Genomic DNA, 23,222 nt, shown 5'->3' with positions numbered 1-23,222 from the left:
ATGCAGCTTTTACGAGTCGTAGCAATTGGAGGTGGTGCAGCAGGCTATTTTGGTGCAGTTGCTTGTGCTAAAGCTCATCCCCATACCCAAGTTACTTTATTAGAAGCTAGTCGCCAACCTTTGGCAAAAGTTCGCGTCTCTGGTGGAGGACGTTGTAATGTCACTCATGCTTGTTTCGACGCTATGGGACTGGTGCAAAATTATCCTAGAGGTGAAAAGGCTTTGCGGGGTGCTTTTAGTCGCTTTCAAGCTACTGACACCGTTAAATGGTTTGCAAGTCAAGGAGTAGAGCTAAAAACTGAAGCTGATGGCAGAATGTTTCCAACTACCGATAGTTCCGAAACAATTATTGAATGCCTAACAAAAGCCGCTCATATTGCTGGAGTAGAACTACGAACGGGGACAACTGTTGTATCCGTTGTCAAGCAATCAGCAGGGTTTGAAATCGAACTAAAAACCGGGGAAAAGTTGACGTGCGATCGCATTTTACTAGCTACTGGTAGCAATCCCCTCGGCTATCAAATTGCTCAGAGTTTAGGTCACACTATCGAACCCCCCGTACCTTCTCTATTTACCTTTAATATTCTTGACAAGCAATTAAAACAATTAGCTGGAATCAGCGCCAATCCTGTAAAATTGCGCTTATTAGTCGATAAAAAAACTTGTTTAGAACAAACAGCACCTTTACTAATTACCCATTGGGGATTAAGTGGCCCTGCGGTTCTCAAACTATCAGCTTGGGGTGCAAGAGTGTTACACGACTTTCAATATCAAGCAACTTTATTAATTAATTGGCAACCTCAGTACGATAGCGACCAACTAAAGTCGCAACTGCTGTTAGTTAAAACAGAGAATCCAAAAAAAGCGATCGCTTTGCAGCGTGGAATAGATTTACCTCATCGTCTTTGGCAGTATATAGTCGCTCGTGCGGGTATCCGCAGCGAAGAACGGTGGGCAGAACTATCTAACAAAAGCTTAAACCAACTCCTTCAAGAACTCACCCAAGGCGCTTATCAAATCCAAGGTAAAGGAGCTTTTAAAGAAGAATTTGTTACCTGCGGCGGTGTCAATCTCAAACAAGTCAACTTCAAAACAATGGCAAGTCGCCTTACACCAGGCTTGCATTTTGCTGGAGAGATTTTAGATATTGATGGCGTTACTGGGGGCTTCAATTTTCAAAGTGCTTGGACAACTGCGTGGATCGCTGGACAAGCGATCGGTGATATTTGCACCTAATAACATTGCTAAAAATGTATCAAATCTAACGATCATCTTCGTTAATCGCTCAAAAGTAATGATAAAGATTTGTAAACTACTACTTTTAAGGTAGGGATTGCCGTACCTATTTACGCATCGCTGACCCTAGGGCGTTCAATAATATTGCAAGCGTTTAAAAGAGCAAAACATGAAATTTAGCGAAATAGTTCAAAAACTAGGCGACAGTGCCACTAATAACAGCCTGCCAGAGAACGATGTCGAACTTACTAGGGTTGCTGCTATAGATGAAGCTACTGCCAATACTCTTAGTTACATAGAAGGGGGGAAATTTGCCTCCCAGGTCGCTAAAACTAGCGCTAGTGCCTTGATTTTGCCCCAAAACGAAGCTTTGCAAGCACAAGCTCAAGAACGCGATATAGCTTGGATTTCTACCTCAGAGCCACGATTATTATTTGCCAAGGTAATCGCTTTATTTTACCAACCTTACCGCCCCATGCCTGGGATTCATCCTACGGCGGTGATTCATCCTACGGCACAAATAGGGAAAGATGTTTATATTGGCGCTCATGTGGTCATTGAAGCTGATGTCCAAATTGGCGATCGCGTTTGCATTCACCCCAACGTTGTCGTTTATCCTCAAGTCCAGATTGGCAGTCGCACCACCTTACACGCCAATTGTACAATTAGCGAACGCGCTCTTATCGGCTGCGATTGTGTAATTCATAGCGGTGCAGTTATTGGCGCTGAAGGCTTTGGGTTTGTTCCCATTTCTACGGGCTGGTACAAAATGGAGCAGTCGGGCATTACCGTTTTAGAAGATGGGGTAGAAGTTGGCTGTAATAGCACCATTGATCGCCCCTCTGTAGGCGAAACCCGCATTGGCAAGCAAACAAAAATTGATAACTTAGTCCAAATCGGTCATGGTTGCCAAGTTGGGGAAAACTGCGCGATCGCCGCACAAGTAGGTTTTGCTGGGGGGGTAACCGTAGGAAATCGCGTTATTTTTGCAGGTCAAGTAGGCGTTGCTAATCAAGCTAAAGTTGGTAACGGTGCGATCGCCGCAGCTAGAGCCGGAATTCTCAGTGATGTTGAACCTGGGGCGATCGTTTCTGGAACTCCAGCAATTTCCCATAAACTCCATATTAAAGCTGCTGTGGTTTATAGTCGCTTGCCAGAAATGTATCAAGCCATTAAAAAATTACAAAAGCGACTGGGTGAAAAATAATTGTAAGTATTTGCAAACTACTACTTTTAAGGGAGGAATTACCATACCTATTTAATTGGTATTGGCTCAAATTCTTAGGCAATTGCTGAAATACATCACCCAAAAGTAATGATAAAGTTTTGTAAACTACTACCTTTAAGGTAGGGATTACCGTACCTGTTTTTGCCGTAAGATGGGTAGGTATTTTTGGTATTGAGCTTAAGTACCCAAAACTAGACGGTTTGGACAAAACATTATCGAAATTGATTGCCAAAAGCTCAACCTTCCTTCAACAGAAACTCTTAAATAATTGCTAAAACGACGTGAAACGTAATTACAAATATCGGTAAAATACTACTTAGTTGGTAGAGTTTACCTCACCTAAACAACAGTGCAAATAAGTTAAAGGCAAGAGACATCAATTCTAATATAGCAATTCTATTTGATTCATAAATATGATCTCGTAGGGGCGCAATTCATTGCGCCCCTACAACGTTCACAATTGATTTAGGATTGCTATAGTTTTAAGAATCTTTATCGCGGCTCGATGTATCTCTTATCGTACTTTAAGTAAACACCAGTCTATTTTTTTATTTATATTAAACAGTCGCTACCATCATAATTAATTTAAGTCTACTTGAGTAAATACAAGCGCAGGACAAGTGTTTGAAATATTACTACTTTTAATACACTCTGCTTCCAAAGCAACATTTTCAACATCCGCAATATTGACTCCCCAAGTTTTAATTTCGCCTTTAGTTACCTCTTTAGAGCCAATACTTTTTTGATCGAGATAGACAGTCAACCTTACTTTAGTTCCAGCACTTGTATTGCTTAAATACTTATTGGTGTCATTGATACCAAAAGCCAACTTTAAAGTATTAAATTGATTGTTAGTGTCGCGAGGATTGAGTAAACAATCTACCCCCGCAGGTGTATCAGCTTTGATTTGACTATCGATTGGATTACGAGAATTTTGACTAGCAAGTTCAGCTATAGCTGTAACGGTTTCTTTACCAATAGTCAAGTTTGCCAACGATTCAACAAAGGATTGATTGTTAGAGTCAGCGCTTGTAGTCAAGCATTTAACTTCTGTGAGCGGAATAGGCTGGGTAACTTGTTCTAAAGGTACAGGAAGTGCTGTTGGTGTGGCGAGGTTCGCCTCCGGGCTGATTTTTGTCGTAATTGTAGGCGATAAAATTTCTGGAAGCGTGGCAGTTTCTGGAAGTTTTGGCGCTACTGGAGACAAGGCAACTTTAGGGCTGGGTGAAATGAGTGGTGGTGTTGATGTAGCAGCAGGCGATCGCACTCTGGCAACTTCGGACGTTGGAGTTGGTGTAAAATTTACTTTTGGAGTTTCCTTAGTCACAATTGTTTGAGCTATTTGTGGCGGCAATAACCAGCGAGACAGATAAAAAGTTGCTCCGATAGTAGCGGCAATTAAACCAATAAGTATAGGGAAACTTATTAGTTGGGGCGAGGAAGTCTCCGATTTACGGGTACTTTCCTTTAGTTGTTCAGGTACAAAAAGACTAGGTGTAGATACCGAATTTTTGGGAGTATCTGATACAGAAGTAAATTTTCTAGAATGGCTATAAAAGTTTTGTAAGTCTGCTAATACTTCATCAATAAATTGATAGCGATCGCGAAAATGCGACTTAACCATTTTAGTTAAAATAGCCGCTAGGCGATCGCTAATTTCTACACTCTGTTGCCACAGAAGCTCTCCAGTTTGAGGATGTTCGGCGATTTGTTCTGGATATAGCCCTGTTAACGCTTGAATTGCTGTGATCCCCAAAGCATAAATATCGCTGCTAAAACGAGGTTTTCCGCCTAGTTGCTCGTTTGGTACGTAGCCAGGAGTACCTACAGAAATTGTTGCATAACTATTAATTTGAGTAGTAGTTGGTAACTGAATCTCTTTAACTACTCCAAAGTCAATTAAGAAAATCTTACCGTCTCGCTTGCGCCTAATTAAATTAGATGGTTTAATATCTCGGTGGATAACGTTTTGCTCGTGAACAAATTTTAAAATTGTCAAGACTTCACGTAAAAATTCTTCTATTTGTTTTTCACTCCATTGCCTATTTGGATTGATTTCTTCGCTTAAATCGTGACCGTCAATAAATTCTTGAACTAGATAAAATTGATTGTCTTCTTCAAAGTGAGCCAGAAGTTGCGGTATTTGTTCGTGACTACCTAGCTTATATAATATCTCTGCTTCGTTATTAAATAATCTTTGTGCCGCTTGTAAGATACTGGGAGAATTAGAATTAACTTGTAATTTTTTAACTACACAAATTGGCTTTCCAGGGCGATCGCCATCGGCGGCTAAATACGTATCTCCAAACCCTCCCCGCCCTAGCAGCTTGGTAATTCTGTAACGCCCGCGAAGTATTATACCTTGCATAAAATATATTAATAGTTAGTTGTTAAGTATTAGCTGTTCAATTTTTTTGCGTATTGTCTGAATTAACCTTTTCAAAAAGTTAAGTCTAACAAGTTTTTGCAAAATTTTGTACCGCCGCGCACCTTAAAAGCAACCAACTATTAATTAACTTAAGACTTGTTACAGTCCTAGCTTTTTTAAAAGTAATTTTGTTGATACCACATGGCGATCTAGCCCTAGCTGTTTTGGCTCAATTCCTAACGCTAAAGCAATTAATTGTGGTAAATGCAATACTGGCAAGCCTAACTTTTTGCCGATAACTTTTTCTACTTCTGGCTGGCGAGAGTCAAGATTAAGATGACACAATGGGCAAGGCGTGACCATACAATCTGCCCCGGCGGCTAAAGCTTCTTGAATGTGCATCCCCGCCATTTTAAACGATTCAGTAGTTGCATAACTAGCCAATGGCCAGCCGCAGCATTGCGTCCGACCGCGATAATAAATTGGTGTTGCGCCAATAGTTCTAAACACATTTTCCATTGCCTCTGGTCTAATTGGGTCATCGTTCGCCATAGAAGACTGAGCGCGGAGTAAATAGCAACCATAAAATGCTGCACATTTCAACCCTTGCAACGTTTTTGTTACTCGGCGCTGAATTTCCTCCAAACCATAATCTGTAACTAAAGCATACAAAAGGTGCTTAACTTCAGTGCTGCCCCGATAAGGCGAACAGCCTTCAGTAACAAGTAAGCTATTGACTTTTTCAATATAATTGGGATCTTTTTGCGCCGCTTGTTTTAATCGCTCATCAACATGACCGATTACACCTTGACAAGTGCTGCAATGAGTAAGGAGAGGCAAGTTTAGTTCTTCAGCTAAAGCAATGTTGCGGGCGTTAACGGTATCTTCTAGTAATTGAGAATCTTCTTTAAAAGTACCCGAACCGCAGCAAGCAGCTTTTTTAAGTTCCACCAGTTCAATTCCTAAAGCTTGAGTCAGAGCTTGAGTAGATTGATAAAGCTCTCTGCACGCTCCTTGAGCAACGCAGCCAGGAAAGTAAGCATATTTTAAAATTTTTTGATTAAGCATAGTAAGTAGATTAGAGGAAACGATCGCATTGGCAGCAAGCATTAATGTTACTTGGCTTTACCAAAAAATAGCTCAAAAATATTGTTTTGCCTGTAATTATAAGTATGTTCCGCTTTGATAAGCTTTAGACTTGGCAGTATAATGGGACACCCAAAAAAATTGAACACTTTACAAGAGCTATGCGATCGCGCCTTTACGATAAGATAAGTATGCTCAAAATGTTAGAGCTATCAAGCCATTGATTAGTTAATCGCTAAGGACGTTGAAGTATGAACCAATCAGAAATTTTTGCTAAAGTTAAAAGCATCGTCACCGAGCAGTTGAGTGTCGAACCCGATAGCGTTACACCGAGCGCCAATTTTGCCGACGACTTAAACGCTGACTCCCTAGATACCGTTGAATTGGTCATGGCTTTAGAAGAAGAATTTGATGTAGAAATTCCCGACGAAGCAGCAGAACAAATTACCACAGTTCAACAAGCGGTAGACTACATTAGCAATAAAGTTGCTACCTCAGCGTAAAAACTAAAAGCTTTCGGGTGAAGCGGTAGATTTAGCACAGGCGAATCTGAGCGATGTAGTTTAGTAAGAGAAAAGACTTTTACTACTTAACTAAACCGTCAATGCCCAAAACTCCAAACCCGAAATATTAAGACAATTTTTCCGAGTTATGGGTGAGTAATCGCTGACTTTAACAGACCTATGGCAGATTTTGATTTGAAACGAGTGGCGGTAACAGGTATCGGTGCAATTACACCGTTAGGTAACAATTCTCGAGATTACTGGCAAGGATTGTTAGACGGGCGCAGTGGAATTGTACCGATTACATTGTTTGATGCTTCTAAGCACAAATGCCGCATTGCTGGCGAAGTTAAGGGCTTCAATCCCCAGGACTACATAGACAGCAAAGAAGCTAAACGGATGGACAGGTTTGCTCAATTTGCCGTAGCCGCAAGCTTGCAGGCGATTCAAGACGCGCGATTTGAAATCAACCAACTAAATGCTAATCAAGTAGGCACAATCATTGGTACAGGCATTGGTGGCATCAAAGTATTAGAAGATCAGCAAACGGTTTATTTGAATCGAGGTCCCGATCGCTGTAGCCCGTTTATGGTGCCGATGATGATCGCCAATATGGCTGCCGGATTAACGGCAATTCATACGGGAGCGAAAGGTCCCAACTCTTGCCCAGTAACGGCTTGTGCGGCGGGTTCTAACGCCGTAGGCGATGCTTTTCGCCTAATTCAACAAGGCTACGCTCAGGCAATGATTTGCGGGGGTACTGAAGCCGCCGTCTCAGCTTTGCCTTTTGCCGGATTTGCCGCCGCTAGAGCGCTGTCTACCCGTAACGACGAACCAACTCGCGCCAGCCGTCCCTTCGACCGCGATCGCGATGGCTTTGTCATGGGTGAAGGGGCGGGGATTCTCCTATTAGAAGAACTCGGACACGCCTTAAGTCGGGGGGCGCGGATTTATGCCGAAATTATCGGCTATGGTTTGACGTGCGATGCCTACCACATGACTTCCCCCGTCCCTGGGGGTGAAGGCGCAGCTAGAGCTATTCAGTTGGCTTTAAAAGATGCGGGACTCAACCCAGAGCAAGTAAATTATATCAACGCTCACGGCACAAGTACGGGGGCTAACGATCCGACGGAAACGGCGGCAATTAAAAAAGCTCTAGGAGATGCGGCTTACAAAGTAGCGATTAGCTCTACTAAGTCGATGACCGGGCATTTATTGGGTGGTTCTGGGGGAATTGAAGCGGTGGCAACAGTAATGGCGATCGCTAATGATAAAATTCCACCGACAATAAACTTAGAAAACCCCGACCCAGAATGCGATTTAGATTACGTTCCCAATCATAGCCGCGACCTAAAAGTTGATGTTGCTTTGTCCAATTCCTTTGGTTTTGGCGGTCACAACGTCACTTTAGCCTTCAAAAAGTACGTTTAGACTTTATTTACTAGGTTTAACGACTAAAACATTGTTGGGGAATATTGTTGATAATTCACTTCTAAAAAAACAAGGCTTGTCCGTCAACCCACCTGATGGGATGATCGGTAATACGTGCATAGGGCAATCTATAGCACTTAAGTGTCATTTCCAATACCTGCTTGCTAACCCGTTATCGATAATTAAGAAACTATGGCTGTTGCAACCCAATCCCTCGAAGAACTTTGTATTAATTCGATCCGCTTTCTAGCTATTGATGCGGTCGAGAAGGCAAAATCTGGACATCCAGGATTGCCAATGGGCGCGGCTCCTATGTCGTTTGTATTGTGGGATCGCTTTATGCGCTTCAATCCCAAAAATCCTGCTTGGCTCAATCGCGATCGCTTTTTGTTATCCGCAGGTCATGGCAGTATGTTACAGTACGCCCTACTTTATCTCACAGGCTACGAAGACCTGACCCTCGACGATATTAAACAGTTCCGTCAGTGGGAATCAAAAACCCCCGGACACCCAGAAAACTTTATGAATCCTGGGGTAGAAATCACTACTGGACCCCTAGGACAAGGAATTGCTAACGGTGTTGGGATTGCAATGGCAGAAGCTCACTTGGCAGCTACTTTTAACAAACCTGATTTTCCCATCATTGACCATTACACCTATGTAATTATGGGCGATGGTTGTAATATGGAAGGAGTTGCTAGTGAAGCTTGTTCTTTAGCTGGCCACTTGGGATTAGGTAAATTAATCGCCCTTTACGATGATAACCACATCTCCATTGAAGGCTCTACTGACCTAGCTTTTACTGAAGACGTAGGTAAGCGTTATGAGGCTTATGGTTGGCACGTTTTGGTTGTAGAAGATGGCAATACTAATATTGATGCCATTCATAAAGCAATTGAAGCCGCCAAAGCTGTCACTGACAAGCCGACAATGATTAAAGTTCGTACAACTATCGGTTATGGTTCACCCAATAAAGCCGATAGCTACGAAGCTCACGGTGCAGCTTTAGGTGCGGCAGAAGTACAAGCAACACGGGAAAGCTTAGGTTGGGAATACGAGCCATTTGAAATCCCCACTGATGCGATGAATCACTGGCGCAAGGCAATTGAACGCGGCGCAAAGTATGAAGAAGATTGGAATCAACTATACGCTCGTTATCAAGAGCAGTATCCCCAAGAAGCAGCTACTTTAGAGCGGATGCACAAAGCAGAACTTCCCGAAGGTTGGGAATCGGTTTTACCAAAATACACTCCTGAAGACAAAGGCGAAGCTACTCGCGTCCAATCAGGGAGAACTTTAAATGCTTTATCTGCGGTATTCCCTGAACTAATTGGTGGTTCAGCAGATTTGGCTTCTTCTAACAATACGTTGATTAAAGGCGCGGGAGACTACCAAAAAGGACAATACCAAAACCGCAACCTCCGCTTTGGGGTACGGGAGCATGGTATGGGCGCTATTTGTAACGGTTTAGCGTTAGATGGTTCGGGTTTAATTCCTTATTGTGCAACGTTCCTGGTCTTTACTGACTATATGCGGGCAGCAATTCGGCTTTCGGCTTTGTCAGAATCTGGTGTAATTTATGTCATGACTCATGACTCAATCCAGTTAGGGGAAGATGGCCCAACCCACCAACCGATTGAACACGTAAATTCGCTAAGAATGATTCCCGACTTATTAGTAATGCGTCCGGCGGATGGTAACGAAACCAGTGGCGCTTACAAAGTAGCAATTAAAGCAGCTAGAGGCAAGAAATTTGGCAACAAAACCCGTCCTACAGTTATTGCTTTATCTCGTTTGGCGCAACCTAATTTAGCCAATACCTCGATTGAAGGTGTAGAGAAAGGCGCGTATATTTTATCGGATAGCGATGGTACGCCCGATGTAATATTGATGGGTACAGGTAGCGAAACTCAGCTTTGCGTCAAAGCGGCGGAACAGTTGCGCGGTGAAGGGAAAAAAGTTCGAGTAGTTTCGATGGTTTGTTGGGAAATCTTCCAAGACCAAGACACAGCTTACCGCGAATCTGTACTACCTAAAGCTGTGAAAAAACGCATATCTGTAGAAGCTGGCGTTACGTTTGGCTGGTGTCGTTACGTTGGCGATGAAGGAATTGCTATCGGTATTGATACCTTTGGTGCTTCCGCTCCTGGCCCAGTTTGCATGGAAAAGTTTGGCTTTACTGTCGAAAATGTAGTCGCTAAAGCAAAATCTTTATTAGGCTAATACTTGGTTATTGATTGTCAAAGGTGGGTAATAAATTACCCACCTTTTTTAGTAATAGAGGATAAAAACAGTTGAGACAGCAGAGTTACAAAAAAAAATATCACACTTTGGGCAACGCTATTTAATTTTTAACTTGAAATCTACCTAAATACTCTTGTCCTCGACGTTGAGGTACAGAATTCTTGGCAAGAGTTAGGCTGTTAATTTTAAAATCTGGTTCAAAATACTGGCAAATTTCTGCCGTTGTCACCCCAAAAGGCGGGCCACCGGGTTGATTATGCGCCCAAAATAAAGCTATAAGCTCTCCAGACGGTTTTAAGAGAGATTTTACTAATTTTACATAGGCTGGGCGATCGCACATTTCAATGGCGCAAAAACAAGTATGTTCTAGTACATAGTCAAAATGATGCGGAAATTCGGCGGGTAAATCAAAGATATTGCGTTGCAAAAATTGGGCAGAGATACCTTTATTTTGGGCTAAAGCAGTAGAGGATGCGAAGCTCTGCGAGCGCGCTGGCGCTATCGCTCTTAGCGCTACGCTTTGCGTAATCGCGCTGGGGGCAAAATCAAACCCCATTACTTCAAAACCCCTTTGGGCAAATAACAAAGCATCGTAGCCGCTTCCAGAACCTAAAACTGCGATTTTTCTGGGAATTGGCGCTGTTGATGAATCCAGCAAGCTAATAAAAGGCGGTGCTGCTTGTCCCAAATCCCAACCTGTTTTGCCTTCTTGATAGCGATTTTCCCAATATTGCGAAGATGTCATAAAGTTATTTTTCCCAAAGTTAATTAATCATGGGATGTGAGCGAAATTTTATAGGGTATAAGTTCTTCACTGCGGCGGGTATTTACTGTAAGCTTATTGTCTTCAAACTTCAACAGATTGTAATTGTATTGTAATGGATAACCGGGAACTCACTCCCGCACAGGTGCGCCAAAGGTTACAGCACAAATGCGATTGAGTTTTCGACCCTCATCAATAATTAAGTGATAATTTTAATACTTGCTAAGACATCCACCCTAAACTCTCTTAAAAAGGGTTAAACATATAAAACTCCCCTTTTCAAATGAAATTAGCTCGTAATATCTCAATTATTGGCTACCAGCAAAAAGACTTTTAATTCGTCATCTAAATCGTGCTAGAAATGAACTTTTTACACTTCACTATCGATCCTGTTATTGCTGAAGCTGCTGTTAAAAGTTTGGCAATGGGTTTTGCCAAACCTATCGCAGAATCTGGGATCAATATTCTGGGTAAAGCCGGAGGAACGATACTAGGTAAAGCAGGAAAGCTGACTGAAGCCGCCCAAAATTTACTGTTTAGCATTTCTCGTAAGTATATTGAAAGTTACACTGAGCGTCACGGTATCCTTAAGGTTTTGGGGATGGATAAACCAGTTAGTTTAGATTCTGTTTATACACAAGTTAACTGTCAATCTGAAACTATCCGCCTTTATGAATCTATTGAAGCTCAGGAAGACGCTTTTCGTAACAGACAATTTAAGGATAATGAGCAACCAATACCAGGAATGCAAGTTGCTAATGAAAACCAATATTTACTGGTTTTAGGTAATCCGGGGACAGGTAAAAGCACGTTTTTAAGAAAAGTGGGTTTAGAAGCTTTAAAAGGCGCAGGAGTAGGAGTAGGAGATTATCAACATAGTTACATTCCTGTTTTGATAGAACTAAGAAAGCTGCGGTCAGAGACAATTAATTTGGAATTTCTCAAAGAAAAAATTGCTGAGGAGTTTAAACACTGCGGTTTACCTGAATATCAAGAATGTACTAATAAGTTTTTAGAACAGGGAAAGTTACTGATTATATTGGATGGTTTGGATGAAGTACCAACCGAAAAGATGAGTGATATAACTACTGCTATTAGGAATTTAGTTGATACTTATTCCCACAACCGTTTTATTGTTTCCTGTCGCATTGCTGCTTATCATGATTTTCATAATTTTCAAAGATTTACTAATGTAGCCATTGCCGATTTTAATGATGAGCAAATACAAGCTTTTATTCACAAATGGTTTGAGTCTCATTCTCAAATAGAGTGGGGTCAACAGTGTTGGGAAAAATTGAATAGTCGAGATTATGCTGCTACTAAGGAACTAACAAAAACTCCTCTTTTATTGACTTTAATCTGTATTTTATTTAGAAAACGCGGTGAATTTCCGAACAAACGAGCTACTGTTTACGATGATGCTTTAAAGACGCTTTTATCAGAATGGGATGCTTCTAAAGAAATTACCCGTCAACAATCTTACAAAGGGTTGGATACTAAGTGTAAAGAAATAATGCTGGCGGAAATTGCTCATAATAACTTTATTAAAAATAATTTATTTTTCAACAAGGCGAAATAGCCCCGCAAGTTGAGCAAATACTGAAAGAAATGTTGCCTAACGAAACAATTATTGATGGACGTGCTGTTCTTAAAGCTATTGAAGAGCAACATGGGGTATAAATAAAGAGACTCCAGCGATCGCAAGTTGTTAGATTAAAGAGATAGTAAGCGATCGCATCTTGGTAAGAAAATCGCTCCTTATTTGCAAGTTAAAGCTATAAACAGTCTTTTAACCTAGCTTTCATTAGCGCTTTGCTTCTCTTTGAGTTTTAGTAAAATTCCGGCGTGTACTTCGCGGGTAAGTGGGTAAAAATACGCCAAAATTAAACCACAAATTAAAAACACCATCGGTAAAGGGCCCACTCCAAAACGGATAGCTTGGATGGCTGAATCGGGTTGAATCGGTAAACCTTGACCTTGGACAGCCTCTTTAAATCCCGAAGCTTGTAAGGTTTGACCAACCAAAAATAAACCCAAAGCTAAACCTAGTTTTTGCAGAAACACCATAAACGCATAAAAAATTCCTTCCCGGCGTTGTCCCGTTTGCAGTTCGTCTAATTCAATTACATCGGGAATCATTGACCAAGGAATCAAATAAGCTGTAGAAACTCCTACCCCTGCCATAATTGCTAAAACGTACAGCAAACCTATTTGATTAGGTTGAATGAAATACAAGCCGATTTGAGCAATAATCCATAAACCCATTCCCATAAAGTAAACAGCTTTTTTCCCGAACCGCTTGCTTAAATTCGTCCACACAAATAGCATTGCCAAAGCCGTACCTTGAACCCCAATAAGTACCGTCGGAACGTTCGATTCTGCTAAACCCATCCAATTAACTACAAAGTAGGGAATAATGCTGGCGGTTAGTTGCACCGCTAACCAAGAACAAAGATAAATCCCAATTACAAATAAAAAAGGAACGTTAGTAAAAACAATTCTTAGCTGTTCGCCGATAGGGATAGATGGGGTTTGAGGTAATTCAATGCGCTTTGCTTCAAAAGCTAAAACTCGTTTGCGTGTCCCAAAAACACACCAATATAAAGAGAGTACGGATATAACTGTACATACCGCCGCTAGGACTACATATTGCATAGCGCGATCGCTTACACTAGCAAAAATAATCTGTGCCAAAATTAACGATAAAACGCTTCCCCCAATAGAAAACCCAAACCGAAAACTATTAAGGCTAGTCCGTTCGTCGTAATCTTGGGTAAGTTCGGGAGTCATTGCTGTATAAGGCAAATTGACCACCGTGTAGAATACTTGAGATAGAAGGGCGATCGCTACATAATACCAAAATAAGCCCGATACTTGAGCAGTGCGATCGTTCGCAAAAGGCGGTACGATCCACTGTAAAAAAAAGAAAACTCCAAAGGGAATTGCGCCATACAATAGCCAAGGAAGGCGACGACCCCAACGGCGAGATTGGGTTTTATCGGTTAGTAGTCCCACAATTGGATCGTTTACTGCATCCCAAACTTTACCAATTAGTAAAATGCTTCCTGCAAGTCCTATAGGAATACCAGCAACGTTTGTAAAGAAAATTAATAGAAAAAATACGCTAATGTTGGCAGTAATCGCTGGGCCCAAGTCTCCCGCACCATAAGCTAGTTTTGTGGAGAGGCTAAGTTTGTTGGTTTTGGGAATTAGAAAATCTGCATCTGAGGAAGGATTGCTCATGGCACGGATAGAAAGATTAAAATATTAGCTTTGCACTAAGTATTAGCTCACAATTGCCACTTTTATGCCAGACCTTTACGTTTCTTGGTCAGAATACCATCAAAAAATCGAGCAATTAGCAGTAAAGATTTATCAATCTAACTGGCAGTTTGACCAAATTATTTGTCTTGCTAAAGGAGGGTTGAGAGTTGGCGATATTCTGTCTCGAATTTACAATCTACCTTTGGGAATTTTGGCAACTTCGTCTTATACCGGAGAAGGTAAGCAAACAAGGGGAAGTTTGACTGTTGCCCAACACTTGACTATGACTAGCACAGATTTGGGTTCTCACATCTTGTTAGTTGATGACTTAGTTGATTCAGGCGTAACAATTAGGCAAACTATTCCTTGGTTAAAGCAGAATTACAGCTCTCAAATTAAAGAGATTCGCACCGCCGTACTTTGGTACAAAGCTTGTTCGGAAGTTGTACCAGATTATTATGTAGATTATTTACCCGATAATCCTTGGATTCATCAGCCTTTTGAGCAATACGAACAAATTGATCTAGAGGAATTAAGCTTAAAAGTAGGCGCGTCTACCCGAAAAATATCAACTAAATAACCATAACCAAATTGGCAAAGTTACGAGCAATCCCCCAGAACCCACAGCTAAAGCCGTAACGCTTAAATCGCGGTCAAGATTGTAAACTTCAGCAATTACCAAAGTAGCAAAAGCAGGGGGCATTGCCATCTGTAAAACGATCGCTAATTTTGCCGCCCCCGTTACCCCAAACAACGATAAGCTACTTCCCAAAAGTAACGGTACTACTAGCATTTTGATACTTAAACTAATAGATGCTTTTGGTAAACTGTGCCAAGAATCTAACTGACGTAAGCGCATACCAATCAATACCAACGATAAAGCAACGATCGCCCAACCTAAAGTATTTAAAGTTGTCTCGACAACAGTAGGTAAAGGAACTTGACGAAAGAGCAACCCTACGCCAAAACCCCATAAACTAGGATTAATGGCGATTACTTTTACTAACTGCCATTGACTTTGCACCCCCCCACCATACGCCGCCGCTATGACAACTCCCAATCCCCACACAGCTAGAGTTGTACCTAGCAAGTCGTAAAACAACGCATAGCCAAAATACTGAGTACCCACAAAAGCTAACGTCACTGGATAGCCCAAATATCCCGTATTTCCTGCCATTGTCGCTAAAATAAAACTACCTTGAGTAGGTTTACTCCACGCAGTTCGGCGGCTTTGCCAATTTATCCACACCCACGCCAAACCCGCCCCTAAAAAAACTGCTATCCAAGCAACTATTGGTGCAACCCAAATCGCTCCCGACAAATCAGCTTGACGCAAAAACGCCATAATACTGAGGGGAACTCCTACCCAAAACAAAAATTGTCCTAAGTAGAGGGAAATGGTTGCCGGAAGTTTGCCACTAATGATAAACCCAGATAAAACTAAGGCAATTAGCGGCAAATAAAGTTGTAAAAGCTTCATCAACCACCGAAACGTAAAGATACTTTAAGCATAGTTGTGAAGACTGTAAGGCATCTCGGCAGTTAATTACTCCTTAGACTAAAATTGGCTAGTGGCGAGTCAACAATTGCAGGAGTTGGTTTGTGGATAAGGCAAGGTTTTCTAAAAAACCAAAAAAAGTTCCCGCCCGCTCTTTAGATGATATTCCAGAGGCTTTAAGGGACAATCGGAAAGTTACACAGCGTCGCCGCTCTAAATCGGTGACGATCGTTGGTGGTTTTATAGGATTAGGGGTAATAGGCGCTTTCGCTTTATTATGGTTTTTGACCAACTCACCACCAGGCAAAGTTAGTCAATCCTCTGTTACAACTCCTACAGCCTCACCGACAACAAGCGATCGCCCTAGTAACGAAAACGTACTATTAGGACACTTTGCTTATCCTGAAGCATCGCCAAAAGATTTACAACCAATTTCACGCGATCGCCAGATCAAGCTTCGTAAAGCAGCAGCCCAGCAATTTAGAGCTATGAGTGCCTCAGCTAGAGCCTCTGGGGTGACGATCGTGCCAATTTCCGGTTTTCGCACCGTTAAAGACCAACAGCACTTATTTTTCGACGTGAAGGCGCAGCGAGGACAAACTGCCACCAAACGCGCCGAAGTCAGCGCCCCACCCGGATATAGCGAACATCATACGGGCTACGCGGTAGATATTGGTGATGGTACGCCGGCTACAAATTTGAGTACCAAATTTGAAACAACTAGAGCCTATAAGTGGTTGTCAGCCAATGCAGCGCGTTATAGCTTTGAATTGTCTTTTGCTAAGAATAATCGTCAAGGGGTAAGTTACGAGCCTTGGCATTGGCGTTATGTAGGCAATCGCGATAGCTTAGAAACTTTCTACAAAGCTCAAAATCTCAAATCTCGTCCTAATCCCTAGACAACTTTAACCAATTAAATAAATCTGCTACCGTTAGCCGCAAGTCTGAGATTAAATCGGGAACAGGTAAAACATCATTTTGCGTTAGTATTCTCGTTTGCTGTTTTGCTGGATAAACTAGCACAGATTTTTCTTTTGGATCGATTAGCCAACCTAGTTTGCTGCCACAATCGAGACAATGCAAGATATTACCTGTTACTTTGGTTTGACTTTGATCTGGAGACAAAATTTCAATTGTCCAGTCAGGAACAATTCTAAATACATTAGCAATATCTCCATCTTCATCAACAGGTATCCTCTCCCACGCAAAAACCGTCACATCTGGCACAATTGAACGTCCACCAAAGGTACAGCGCAATTCTGGAAATGCTAGAGCAGTTTGTTTTGCTTCGGTTAGGTTGTTGATAGCAGTAACTAGCTTCCCTTGTAACTTACTATGTTTCCCTTGGGGCATTGGTTTTTGGATAACTTGACCGTTGATATACTCGCTACAGGGTTTAGTTTCGGGTAGTTTGAGAAACTCCTTTAGGGTAATTTTTGTGGGTGCTTGTACCATAGTGCGATCGCCTCCAGCAATACTTACTATTTTGTCAGCTTAAAACTTTTTTCATAATCCAGTTTTGAATAATATGTACGCCAACTTGCTTGAAACCTAGTTTTTAATACAAGTGCAGAGCATTATCATTTGTTGGCTCGCAACTTACCCCTCTTCTGTCAGTTTCCAGAATAGGCAAGTAGTAAATAAGCTAAATTATCCAGAAGCATAATAGGGTTTAAATTGATTCATTGCACCAATGAAATGATTGAATCCCAGCAATAAATGTGAATTACGAAAAATACTTAAATAGGGATAAGTCAACCAAAATAGTAAAAATGGTTGGATAATAAGACGCAGATTATTTAAAGTATTCTTCCATCCCTATACATTGTTCCATTGTAAATGATTAAAAAAATTAGTATAACTATTTTCTTGGGCTTCCAGCTCAATTTGACGAGATTGATTTAAGGCGAAGAAAACTGGAGAATTGAAACTAATCATCGTGTACACACAAAAAATAATCTCCCTCCATCTTTCAATATGTTGGAAGTTAGTAAAACGGTAATCTGTCCACCCTAGTTCTTATTTACACTGTCTAAAACCATATTTTACTTAGGTTCTTAATCCATATAAGTCACCTGAAGTTTTCTTGAAATTACCTTGAAGATTTGTCATTACAAAGGAAGTAGAATTCTCTGACATGGTTTCTGGGTCTGTAGTTATTTTTATCCCTCTTCTGTCAGTTTCCAAATAAACCCTTACAGAGAGGTAGTTTCAGCTTTTGAGCTAGAGCTTTTAATTTTATTATTAAAAAATTGATATAACGCTCTCTAGGCAAAAGTTTGGTAATTCAGAAATGATTAAAGTTTTCGGAGTCTGACAAAAGAGGGTTATATTCAAAATGAATTAGTAGTGAGGAGTAAAAATATTGAGTTATCCGCCGATCCTCTACCAAATTTAGTTATAGAGTCAGACTATACCAGTTCTTCGCTTAATAAATTTGATATTTACGCTGCTTTTGGCGTTCCTGAACTTTGGCGCTATCGTCAGCAAACTTTAGAAGTGTATAATCTCATTGGTGAGAAATACGAGTTATCTACAACAAGTATTGTATTCCCCTTTTTGCCCATTGCTGAAGTCCCTAGTTTTATCGAGCAAGCTAAAACGATTGGTCAAAGAGCCGCAGTACGTTTATTTCGTCAGCGCATTCAAAAAATCCGTCAAAATGATAATTAGCTCTAAACAATTAATTTATTCTAAAAAAGAAAGCCCTAACCTTTAGGCAGGTTAAGGTTAGGGTAATTTATCGATGACTATGTTGAGCTAAAAGTGCTTGCGCTCTTGGCTTGTAAATTAAATAAAACAACGCCTCAATGTAGCGCAATAAGTCTTCGCGGTTTTCTTTAGAAGTAAAATTCCAAAAGCCATAAATCCGCGCCAAAGTTAGCAATTTTGTAGTGTGAATTTTCCAAGTGTAGGTACTATAAACGCGGTCAATAGCTCTCGTCGAAATTTCATACCAGTAGTTAGGGTTTTGGTTACATTTAGTTACAAAATCAAAAATTTTTTCGGCAGTTTCTTCTAAATTTGTCGGATTAATATAGAAGCCATTTACTTTGTTTTGAATAATCTCCAACGGCCCGCCAAATTGAGTCGCAAAAGTTGGCAATCCTGAAATCATTGCTTCTAAAATTGTCAACCCAAAGGCTTCAAATAACGCTGGTTGAACAAATATTCCCTGACGATCGGCAATTACTCGATAAATTTCTCCTGACTGAGACTTAGAAAGGCGTACCCCTAGCCAGCGAATTTTGCCATACAAATTGTATTGCTCAATAACTCGATACAGCTTTTCTATTTCGTCTCGTTCTTCATTATCTCCCGATTCTTCTACGCGCAGTTTACCCGCAACTAAAATTAAATTACAATGCTCTTGCAATTGAGGGCTTTTACCAAAACATTCCGCTAAACCAGTCATATTTTTAATGCGGTCAAGTCTCGCCATAGAAAAGATTGGGCGTTTGCTTGGATCGTCAAGAGTACCAAATATTTGCGCCGGATCTTCTAGAGTAAATAGCAAGTCTTCTAACTGAGTGCGATCGCCAATTACTCGTTCTTCTGTCCTTGAGTAAGGGAAATAAGCTTTCTCATTAACTCCCGGTGGTACAACATTAAACTTGGGACTAAATAATTCAACGCCACTTACTACGTGATACAGTTCTGGCATTGTAAAGCATTGATAAGACTCGTATTGTCCTATACTGTCTGGCGTACCAACAATTTCTTGGTAGGTGCTACTAATAATAAAATTAGCTGCATTCATGGCAATTAAATCAGCAGTAAACTGCAAAGAAAAATGATATTTATCATCTAATTCTTGCCAGTAAAGATTACTAAATAAATATTTTGACTTTTCCAAAGCATGAGCAATATTACACTGGGTTACTTTCAATCGCCGCGCTAACAAAAATGCTACCAAGTTACCATCAGAATAGTTGCCAATAATTAAGTCTGGCGCACTTTTAAATTCTGCTAATAATTCTCTTTCTGCATCTATTGCATAAGTTTCTAGGTAGGGCCAAAACTCAAAACGCGAGATCCAATTTTGCGTCATATTGGGGTTAAATTCCCGCAATGGTACGCGCAAAATCCAAGCATTATCAGTATCGTGAACTTTTTCTAAACGTTGATTGCAAAGCGTACCGTCGCTATTAGGAATTAAGCGAGTTAAAATAATTACTTTTGGTTTAACTCCAAGGGCATCTAATCCCGCCAAAGTTACATCTTCTTGCAGTTGTTTTTCTAAACTTTTTGCTTGATCAAGAACATAAACTACCTGACCTCCCGTATCTGGTCGTCCTAAAACGCCCTCTTGACCAAACCAGCCATGAGGAGATACAAGGACAATCCTAAAAACCATTGGAATCCGTGAAATAAAGGCTTCTAAGGTTTGGTGATCGGGAGAATCGATTAGTTCGTCCAAAATTTCTAAAGTCTCTCTAACCCTCCCTGCCGTATTACCCCAGCCAGCTTCTAAGCCCATCAATTGTAAAACAAAGCGGAACTTTTCATAGGGTTCTTCAACATCAAGATCCGCTACAAAGGTCAAAGCTTTTTTAATTTTTTCTGATAATTGCTGTTGAGATTGAATCCTACTATTAATCAATAATGGCGTACTATCATATTTGTGTAAGCGCAAGAAATCAAATAAACTTTCTAGCCATTGTTTGGGATCTTGAAAAAGTTTGCTAGATAAATAGCGATTAAGAAACTCTACGCCTTTACCAATATTTTTGGGGTCGCGGATTGTGGGAGTGTAGTCGTAAAAAGGCTGAAAATCTAGCTCTAATATATCGCCTTCGTTGGGGTGATAGTGGTTGACAAAGCGATCGCGCACATCTAGCAATTCTTGGACATTTAACGGTTCAAGATTCAATTCCTCCGTTAGTCTGTATGCCTCCTGACTAGCAATTTTTGAGCGTAAAATCAAGCAAATACTAGCATCTTCGCGGATAATCTCTTGAGTATAGTAAATCAGTTTACCTATGTTGGAAGAATTATAAAATTCTTCGCTTTTCTGGTATTTAGTACAATACTCTCTGTAGGCGTTAAGAATGTCGTTGCGTAACAAGTAGCGGTTTTCTTGATGACGCAATTCGCTAATAAAAGACCGCAAATCATTTTTTTCTTCAGCGATCGCATTTTGGATCAATTCTGCTGACATGGTAACTCCTACAATAGATTGATAACTATCAAACAATTAATTTACAAAGTTTTACGAGTTTCGGCTTCTTTCTAGAGGATAGTAAACTATTTGGCATTACTGAAAGTGCGATAATTTTCTTGCCAATTACCCATTACCCATTACCAATTTAGCAACACCAGCTAATTAAAAAGGAGTTAGAGAAATTTCCCCAACTCCGAACTATTACAAGGCGTACAACTCGCCAAATTTTTGTTTAATGTAACCAATAAAAGGGTCAATACTCAAAGGTTTACCCGTCGCCTGTTCGATGAGTTCCGCCGCCGTGTACTTGCGTCCATGTTGGTAGATATTTTGCTTAAGCCAGTCATGGAGCAAATTAAAATTACCTTGCTCAATTTGGTGAGGAATGTCTGCATTTGCCTTAAGCGCCGCCTCAAAAAATTGAGCGCTCATCAAGTTCCCTAGGGTGTAACCTTGAAACATTCCGCCTATCATTCCCCCGTACCAATGTACGTCTTGCAATACGCCGTTACTATCATTAGGCGGTACAATTCCTAAATCGGAATGATAGCGGCTTTTCCAAGCTTCAGGCAAGTCTTTAACTGTTAACTTGTCTTCGAGCAAATCCAATTCCAAGTCAAAACGAATCATCACGTGCAGATTGTAAGTAACTTCATCTGCGTCAGTGCGAATCAAACTACGTTCGACTTTATTAATAGCGTGGTAAAAAGTTTCTAAAGGTACTTGCTGAAACTGACTAGGAAAAGCAGCTTGCAACTGAGGATAGAAAAATTGCCAAAAATTGCGGCTGCGTCCAACTAAATTCTCCCACAGGCGAGATTGGCTTTCGTGAACTCCTGAAGATGTCCCAGAAGCCAGAGGACTTGCTTCAAATTTCCTAGCTATACCTTGCTCGTACAAAGCATGACCTGTTTCGTGAATAGTGCTAAATAACCCTTCATTTAAGTCATTTTCGCGAATGCGCGTAGTAATTCGCACGTCTCCGGTAGAAAACTTAGTCATAAAAGGGTGCAATGTCTTATCTTGTCTTCCTCTATTAAAGTCATAGCCTAGCTGTCGAATGACTTTGAGGCTAAAAGCTAATTGCTCGGCTTCAGGGAAATATTGATGCAAACAAGACGCATCGGCGAGGGGTTGGGAAGAAATAGCAGCAACAATGGGGACTAATTGCTGGCGTAATTGAGCAAACAGGACGCGCACCGATTGGGTATTCATGCCATAATCGGACTCATCAATTAAAGGATCGGCGATATGAGAGTAGCCAGGAAAATAATTAGCCATTTCCCGGCTATAGTCTAAGGTTTTTTGTAAAAAAGGTGCGATCGCCTTAAAATTATTTTCTGGTCGGGCTTTTGCCCAAGCTTCGTAACAATCGGCGCTATGTTGGGAAAATCTGGCGGTAAAATCTGGGGGAATTTTGACAGAGCGATCGTAGTCGTGGCGGGTAATCCGAATTAAACTAGCTTCGTCGGAGTTATAGTCACAATCGCCTTCATAATCGCGCAGGTCTTCTAATAGTTGTCCAATTTCAGGATTAGTAAACTTGGTATGGGCAATGTGTCTCAAAGTAGCTATTTGTCGCCCTCGCGCCACCGCACCGCCGGGAGGCATATAAGTAGCCTGATCCCAGTACAGCAAAGAAGCGGCGGATTCAATATCGTTAACTTCTGCCAAACGAGTTTTTAATTCTTGCAGTTTGGGATGAGTTTTTTCGAGAGTTTGCATACCTAAAAATATTGATACTGGTTTTATCTAGTTTGACGCGGGAATCAAAACTACTGCCACACTTTAAGAAATAAAAATTAAATTAACTACTAATCAATTCCACCCCATCTCGGTTATCAAAACCTTGCAAGTAAACTTTGACTTTTTCATCTTTAGAAGTAGGTAGCTTTTTTCCGGTAAAATCTGGGTGAATTGGTAATTCTCTATGACCTCTATCTACAAGTACCGCTAACCATATAGTTGCTGGTCTACCATATTCATTGACGGCATTTAAAGCAGCGCGAATTGTCCGCCCTTTATAAATAACATCATCTACGAGCAAAACTGTTTTCCCTGTCAAATCAAAGGGAATATCGGTTTTAGCAGGAGTCCTGACCCCAATTTGGTCTAAATCGTCTCGATAAAAGGTAATATCTATCGCACCCACTGGAACAGCTACACCTTCTAGGATTTCAATTTGTTTAGCCAAATTTGCCGCTAAAACTACACCTCTAGTATAAATACCCAAAACTACCAAGTTAGACAAATCGCGGGATCTCTCAATAACTTGGGAAGCGAGGCGCGTCATCGTCCGCCGGATTTCTTCAGAGGATAAAATTTCAACGACTTTAGCCGCCATAGTTATTAATCCCTAGTAGGTAGAATAATTTAAGTATTTACTATAACAATCCTATTTAATTCATAAATATTAACCGTAGGGGCGCAATGCATT

The 23,222-nt window shown here is 40.9% G+C and carries 18 protein-coding genes and 1 pseudogene; 9 read left to right on the top strand and 10 right to left on the bottom strand.

What is annotated here, in order from left to right; genetic code table 11:
• Both SYN7509_RS0216755 and lpxD read left to right on the top strand, forming a co-directional pair.
• A complete protein-coding gene (locus SYN7509_RS0216755; protein WP_009631532.1) occupies window positions 1–1,236 on the top strand; it encodes a BaiN/RdsA family NAD(P)/FAD-dependent oxidoreductase in 1,236 nt (411 codons plus the stop codon).
• Between the two features lie 169 nt (window positions 1,237–1,405).
• A complete protein-coding gene (lpxD, locus tag SYN7509_RS0216750; RefSeq protein WP_009631533.1) occupies window positions 1,406–2,443 on the top strand; it encodes a UDP-3-O-(3-hydroxymyristoyl)glucosamine N-acyltransferase in 1,038 nt (345 codons plus the stop codon).
• A gap of 601 nt (window positions 2,444–3,044) precedes the next feature.
• Here lpxD and SYN7509_RS27745 read toward each other — a convergent pair.
• Both SYN7509_RS27745 and SYN7509_RS0216735 read right to left on the bottom strand, forming a co-directional pair.
• Window positions 3,045–4,832 (bottom strand): serine/threonine protein kinase, encoded by a 1,788-nt coding sequence (locus tag SYN7509_RS27745; RefSeq protein ID WP_009631534.1) that lies wholly within the window; start codon window positions 4,830–4,832, stop codon window positions 3,045–3,047.
• Between the two features lie 159 nt (window positions 4,833–4,991).
• Window positions 4,992–5,942 carry a CoB--CoM heterodisulfide reductase iron-sulfur subunit B family protein gene (locus SYN7509_RS0216735; RefSeq protein WP_009631535.1) on the bottom strand — a complete coding sequence of 317 codons (951 nt, stop codon included), beginning with the start codon at window positions 5,940–5,942 and terminating at the stop codon, window positions 4,992–4,994.
• 227 nt (window positions 5,943–6,169) lie between these two features.
• Between SYN7509_RS0216735 and acpP the strand changes: the two genes are divergently transcribed.
• The 3 genes from acpP to tkt all read left to right on the top strand — a co-directional run bounded on the left by acpP (window position 6,170) and on the right by tkt (window position 10,075).
• On the top strand, window positions 6,170–6,421 hold the full coding sequence (acpP, locus tag SYN7509_RS0216730; protein WP_009631536.1) for an acyl carrier protein: 252 nt from the start codon (window positions 6,170–6,172) through the stop codon (window positions 6,419–6,421).
• A 180-nt stretch (window positions 6,422–6,601) separates the two neighbouring features.
• On the top strand, window positions 6,602–7,852 hold the full coding sequence (fabF, locus tag SYN7509_RS0216725) for a beta-ketoacyl-ACP synthase II (protein WP_009631537.1): 1,251 nt from the start codon (window positions 6,602–6,604) through the stop codon (window positions 7,850–7,852).
• A gap of 192 nt (window positions 7,853–8,044) precedes the next feature.
• Window positions 8,045–10,075 carry a transketolase gene (gene tkt / locus SYN7509_RS0216720; RefSeq protein WP_009631538.1) on the top strand — a complete coding sequence of 677 codons (2,031 nt, stop codon included), beginning with the start codon at window positions 8,045–8,047 and terminating at the stop codon, window positions 10,073–10,075.
• A gap of 121 nt (window positions 10,076–10,196) precedes the next feature.
• Here tkt and SYN7509_RS0216715 read toward each other — a convergent pair whose 3' ends face one another.
• On the bottom strand, window positions 10,197–10,841 hold the full coding sequence (locus SYN7509_RS0216715; protein WP_009631539.1) for a methyltransferase domain-containing protein: 645 nt from the start codon (window positions 10,839–10,841) through the stop codon (window positions 10,197–10,199).
• A gap of 379 nt (window positions 10,842–11,220) precedes the next feature.
• Between SYN7509_RS0216715 and SYN7509_RS26200 the strand changes: the two genes are divergently transcribed.
• Entirely contained in the window at window positions 11,221–12,438 is a 1,218-nt protein-coding gene (locus tag SYN7509_RS26200; protein ID WP_009631540.1) for an NACHT domain-containing protein, read from the top strand.
• 215 nt (window positions 12,439–12,653) lie between these two features.
• Here SYN7509_RS26200 and SYN7509_RS0216705 read toward each other — a convergent pair whose 3' ends face one another.
• Window positions 12,654–14,102, bottom strand: coding sequence for an MFS transporter (locus SYN7509_RS0216705; RefSeq protein WP_009631541.1), 1,449 nt, complete (start codon window positions 14,100–14,102; stop codon window positions 12,654–12,656).
• Window positions 14,103–14,166: 64 nt separating this feature from the next.
• On the opposite strand from SYN7509_RS0216705, the gene SYN7509_RS0216700 reads away from it, so the two are divergent.
• Complete coding sequence (locus SYN7509_RS0216700) at window positions 14,167–14,703, top strand: phosphoribosyltransferase (RefSeq protein ID WP_009631542.1); 537 nt, start codon at window positions 14,167–14,169, stop codon at window positions 14,701–14,703.
• On the opposite strand, the gene SYN7509_RS0216695 is transcribed toward SYN7509_RS0216700, so the two are convergent.
• Complete coding sequence (locus SYN7509_RS0216695; protein ID WP_009631543.1) at window positions 14,692–15,603, bottom strand: AEC family transporter; 912 nt, start codon at window positions 15,601–15,603, stop codon at window positions 14,692–14,694. The two genes, SYN7509_RS0216700 and SYN7509_RS0216695, sit on opposite strands and share 12 nt — an antisense overlap.
• Before the next feature lie 122 nt (window positions 15,604–15,725).
• On the opposite strand from SYN7509_RS0216695, the gene SYN7509_RS0216690 reads away from it, so the two are divergent.
• The gene (locus SYN7509_RS0216690; protein WP_009631544.1) at window positions 15,726–16,520 is read left to right on the top strand and encodes a M15 family metallopeptidase; all 795 of its coding nucleotides are present in this window, start codon (window positions 15,726–15,728) and stop codon (window positions 16,518–16,520) included.
• Here SYN7509_RS0216690 and SYN7509_RS0216685 read toward each other — a convergent pair.
• Both SYN7509_RS0216685 and SYN7509_RS26195 read right to left on the bottom strand, forming a co-directional pair.
• Window positions 16,510–17,076 carry a Uma2 family endonuclease gene (locus tag SYN7509_RS0216685; protein WP_009631545.1) on the bottom strand — a complete coding sequence of 189 codons (567 nt, stop codon included), beginning with the start codon at window positions 17,074–17,076 and terminating at the stop codon, window positions 16,510–16,512. The genes SYN7509_RS0216690 and SYN7509_RS0216685 overlap by 11 nt on opposite strands.
• A 195-nt stretch (window positions 17,077–17,271) precedes the next feature.
• Window positions 17,272–17,784: pseudogene (locus tag SYN7509_RS26195) on the bottom strand (IS701 family transposase); the annotation flags it as partial.
• Between the two features lie 186 nt (window positions 17,785–17,970).
• Here SYN7509_RS26195 and SYN7509_RS0216675 point away from each other — a divergent pair.
• Window positions 17,971–18,294 (top strand): Uma2 family endonuclease, encoded by a 324-nt coding sequence (locus SYN7509_RS0216675; protein ID WP_009632251.1) that lies wholly within the window; start codon window positions 17,971–17,973, stop codon window positions 18,292–18,294.
• Window positions 18,295–18,361: 67 nt separating this feature from the next.
• Here SYN7509_RS0216675 and SYN7509_RS0216670 read toward each other — a convergent pair whose 3' ends face one another.
• The 3 genes from SYN7509_RS0216670 to pyrR all read right to left on the bottom strand — a co-directional run bounded on the left by SYN7509_RS0216670 (window position 18,362) and on the right by pyrR (window position 23,129).
• Window positions 18,362–20,782, bottom strand: a complete 2,421-nt coding sequence (locus SYN7509_RS0216670; RefSeq protein ID WP_009632252.1) for a sucrose synthase — start codon at window positions 20,780–20,782, stop codon at window positions 18,362–18,364.
• A 204-nt stretch (window positions 20,783–20,986) separates the two neighbouring features.
• On the bottom strand, window positions 20,987–22,510 hold the full coding sequence (locus tag SYN7509_RS0216665; protein WP_009632253.1) for a carboxypeptidase M32: 1,524 nt from the start codon (window positions 22,508–22,510) through the stop codon (window positions 20,987–20,989).
• Window positions 22,511–22,592: 82 nt separating this feature from the next.
• A complete protein-coding gene (pyrR, locus tag SYN7509_RS0216660; RefSeq protein ID WP_009632254.1) occupies window positions 22,593–23,129 on the bottom strand; it encodes a bifunctional pyr operon transcriptional regulator/uracil phosphoribosyltransferase PyrR in 537 nt (178 codons plus the stop codon).
• Between the last annotated feature and the right edge of the window lie 93 nt (window positions 23,130–23,222).

Origin of the sequence: Synechocystis sp. PCC 7509, from assembly GCF_000332075.2 — a bacterium.
Taxonomy (GTDB): Bacteria; Cyanobacteriota; Cyanobacteriia; order Cyanobacteriales; family Chroococcidiopsidaceae; genus Aliterella.
The sequence above is the reverse complement of the archived record's forward strand: the minus strand, read 5'-3'. Positions and strand labels throughout refer to the sequence as shown.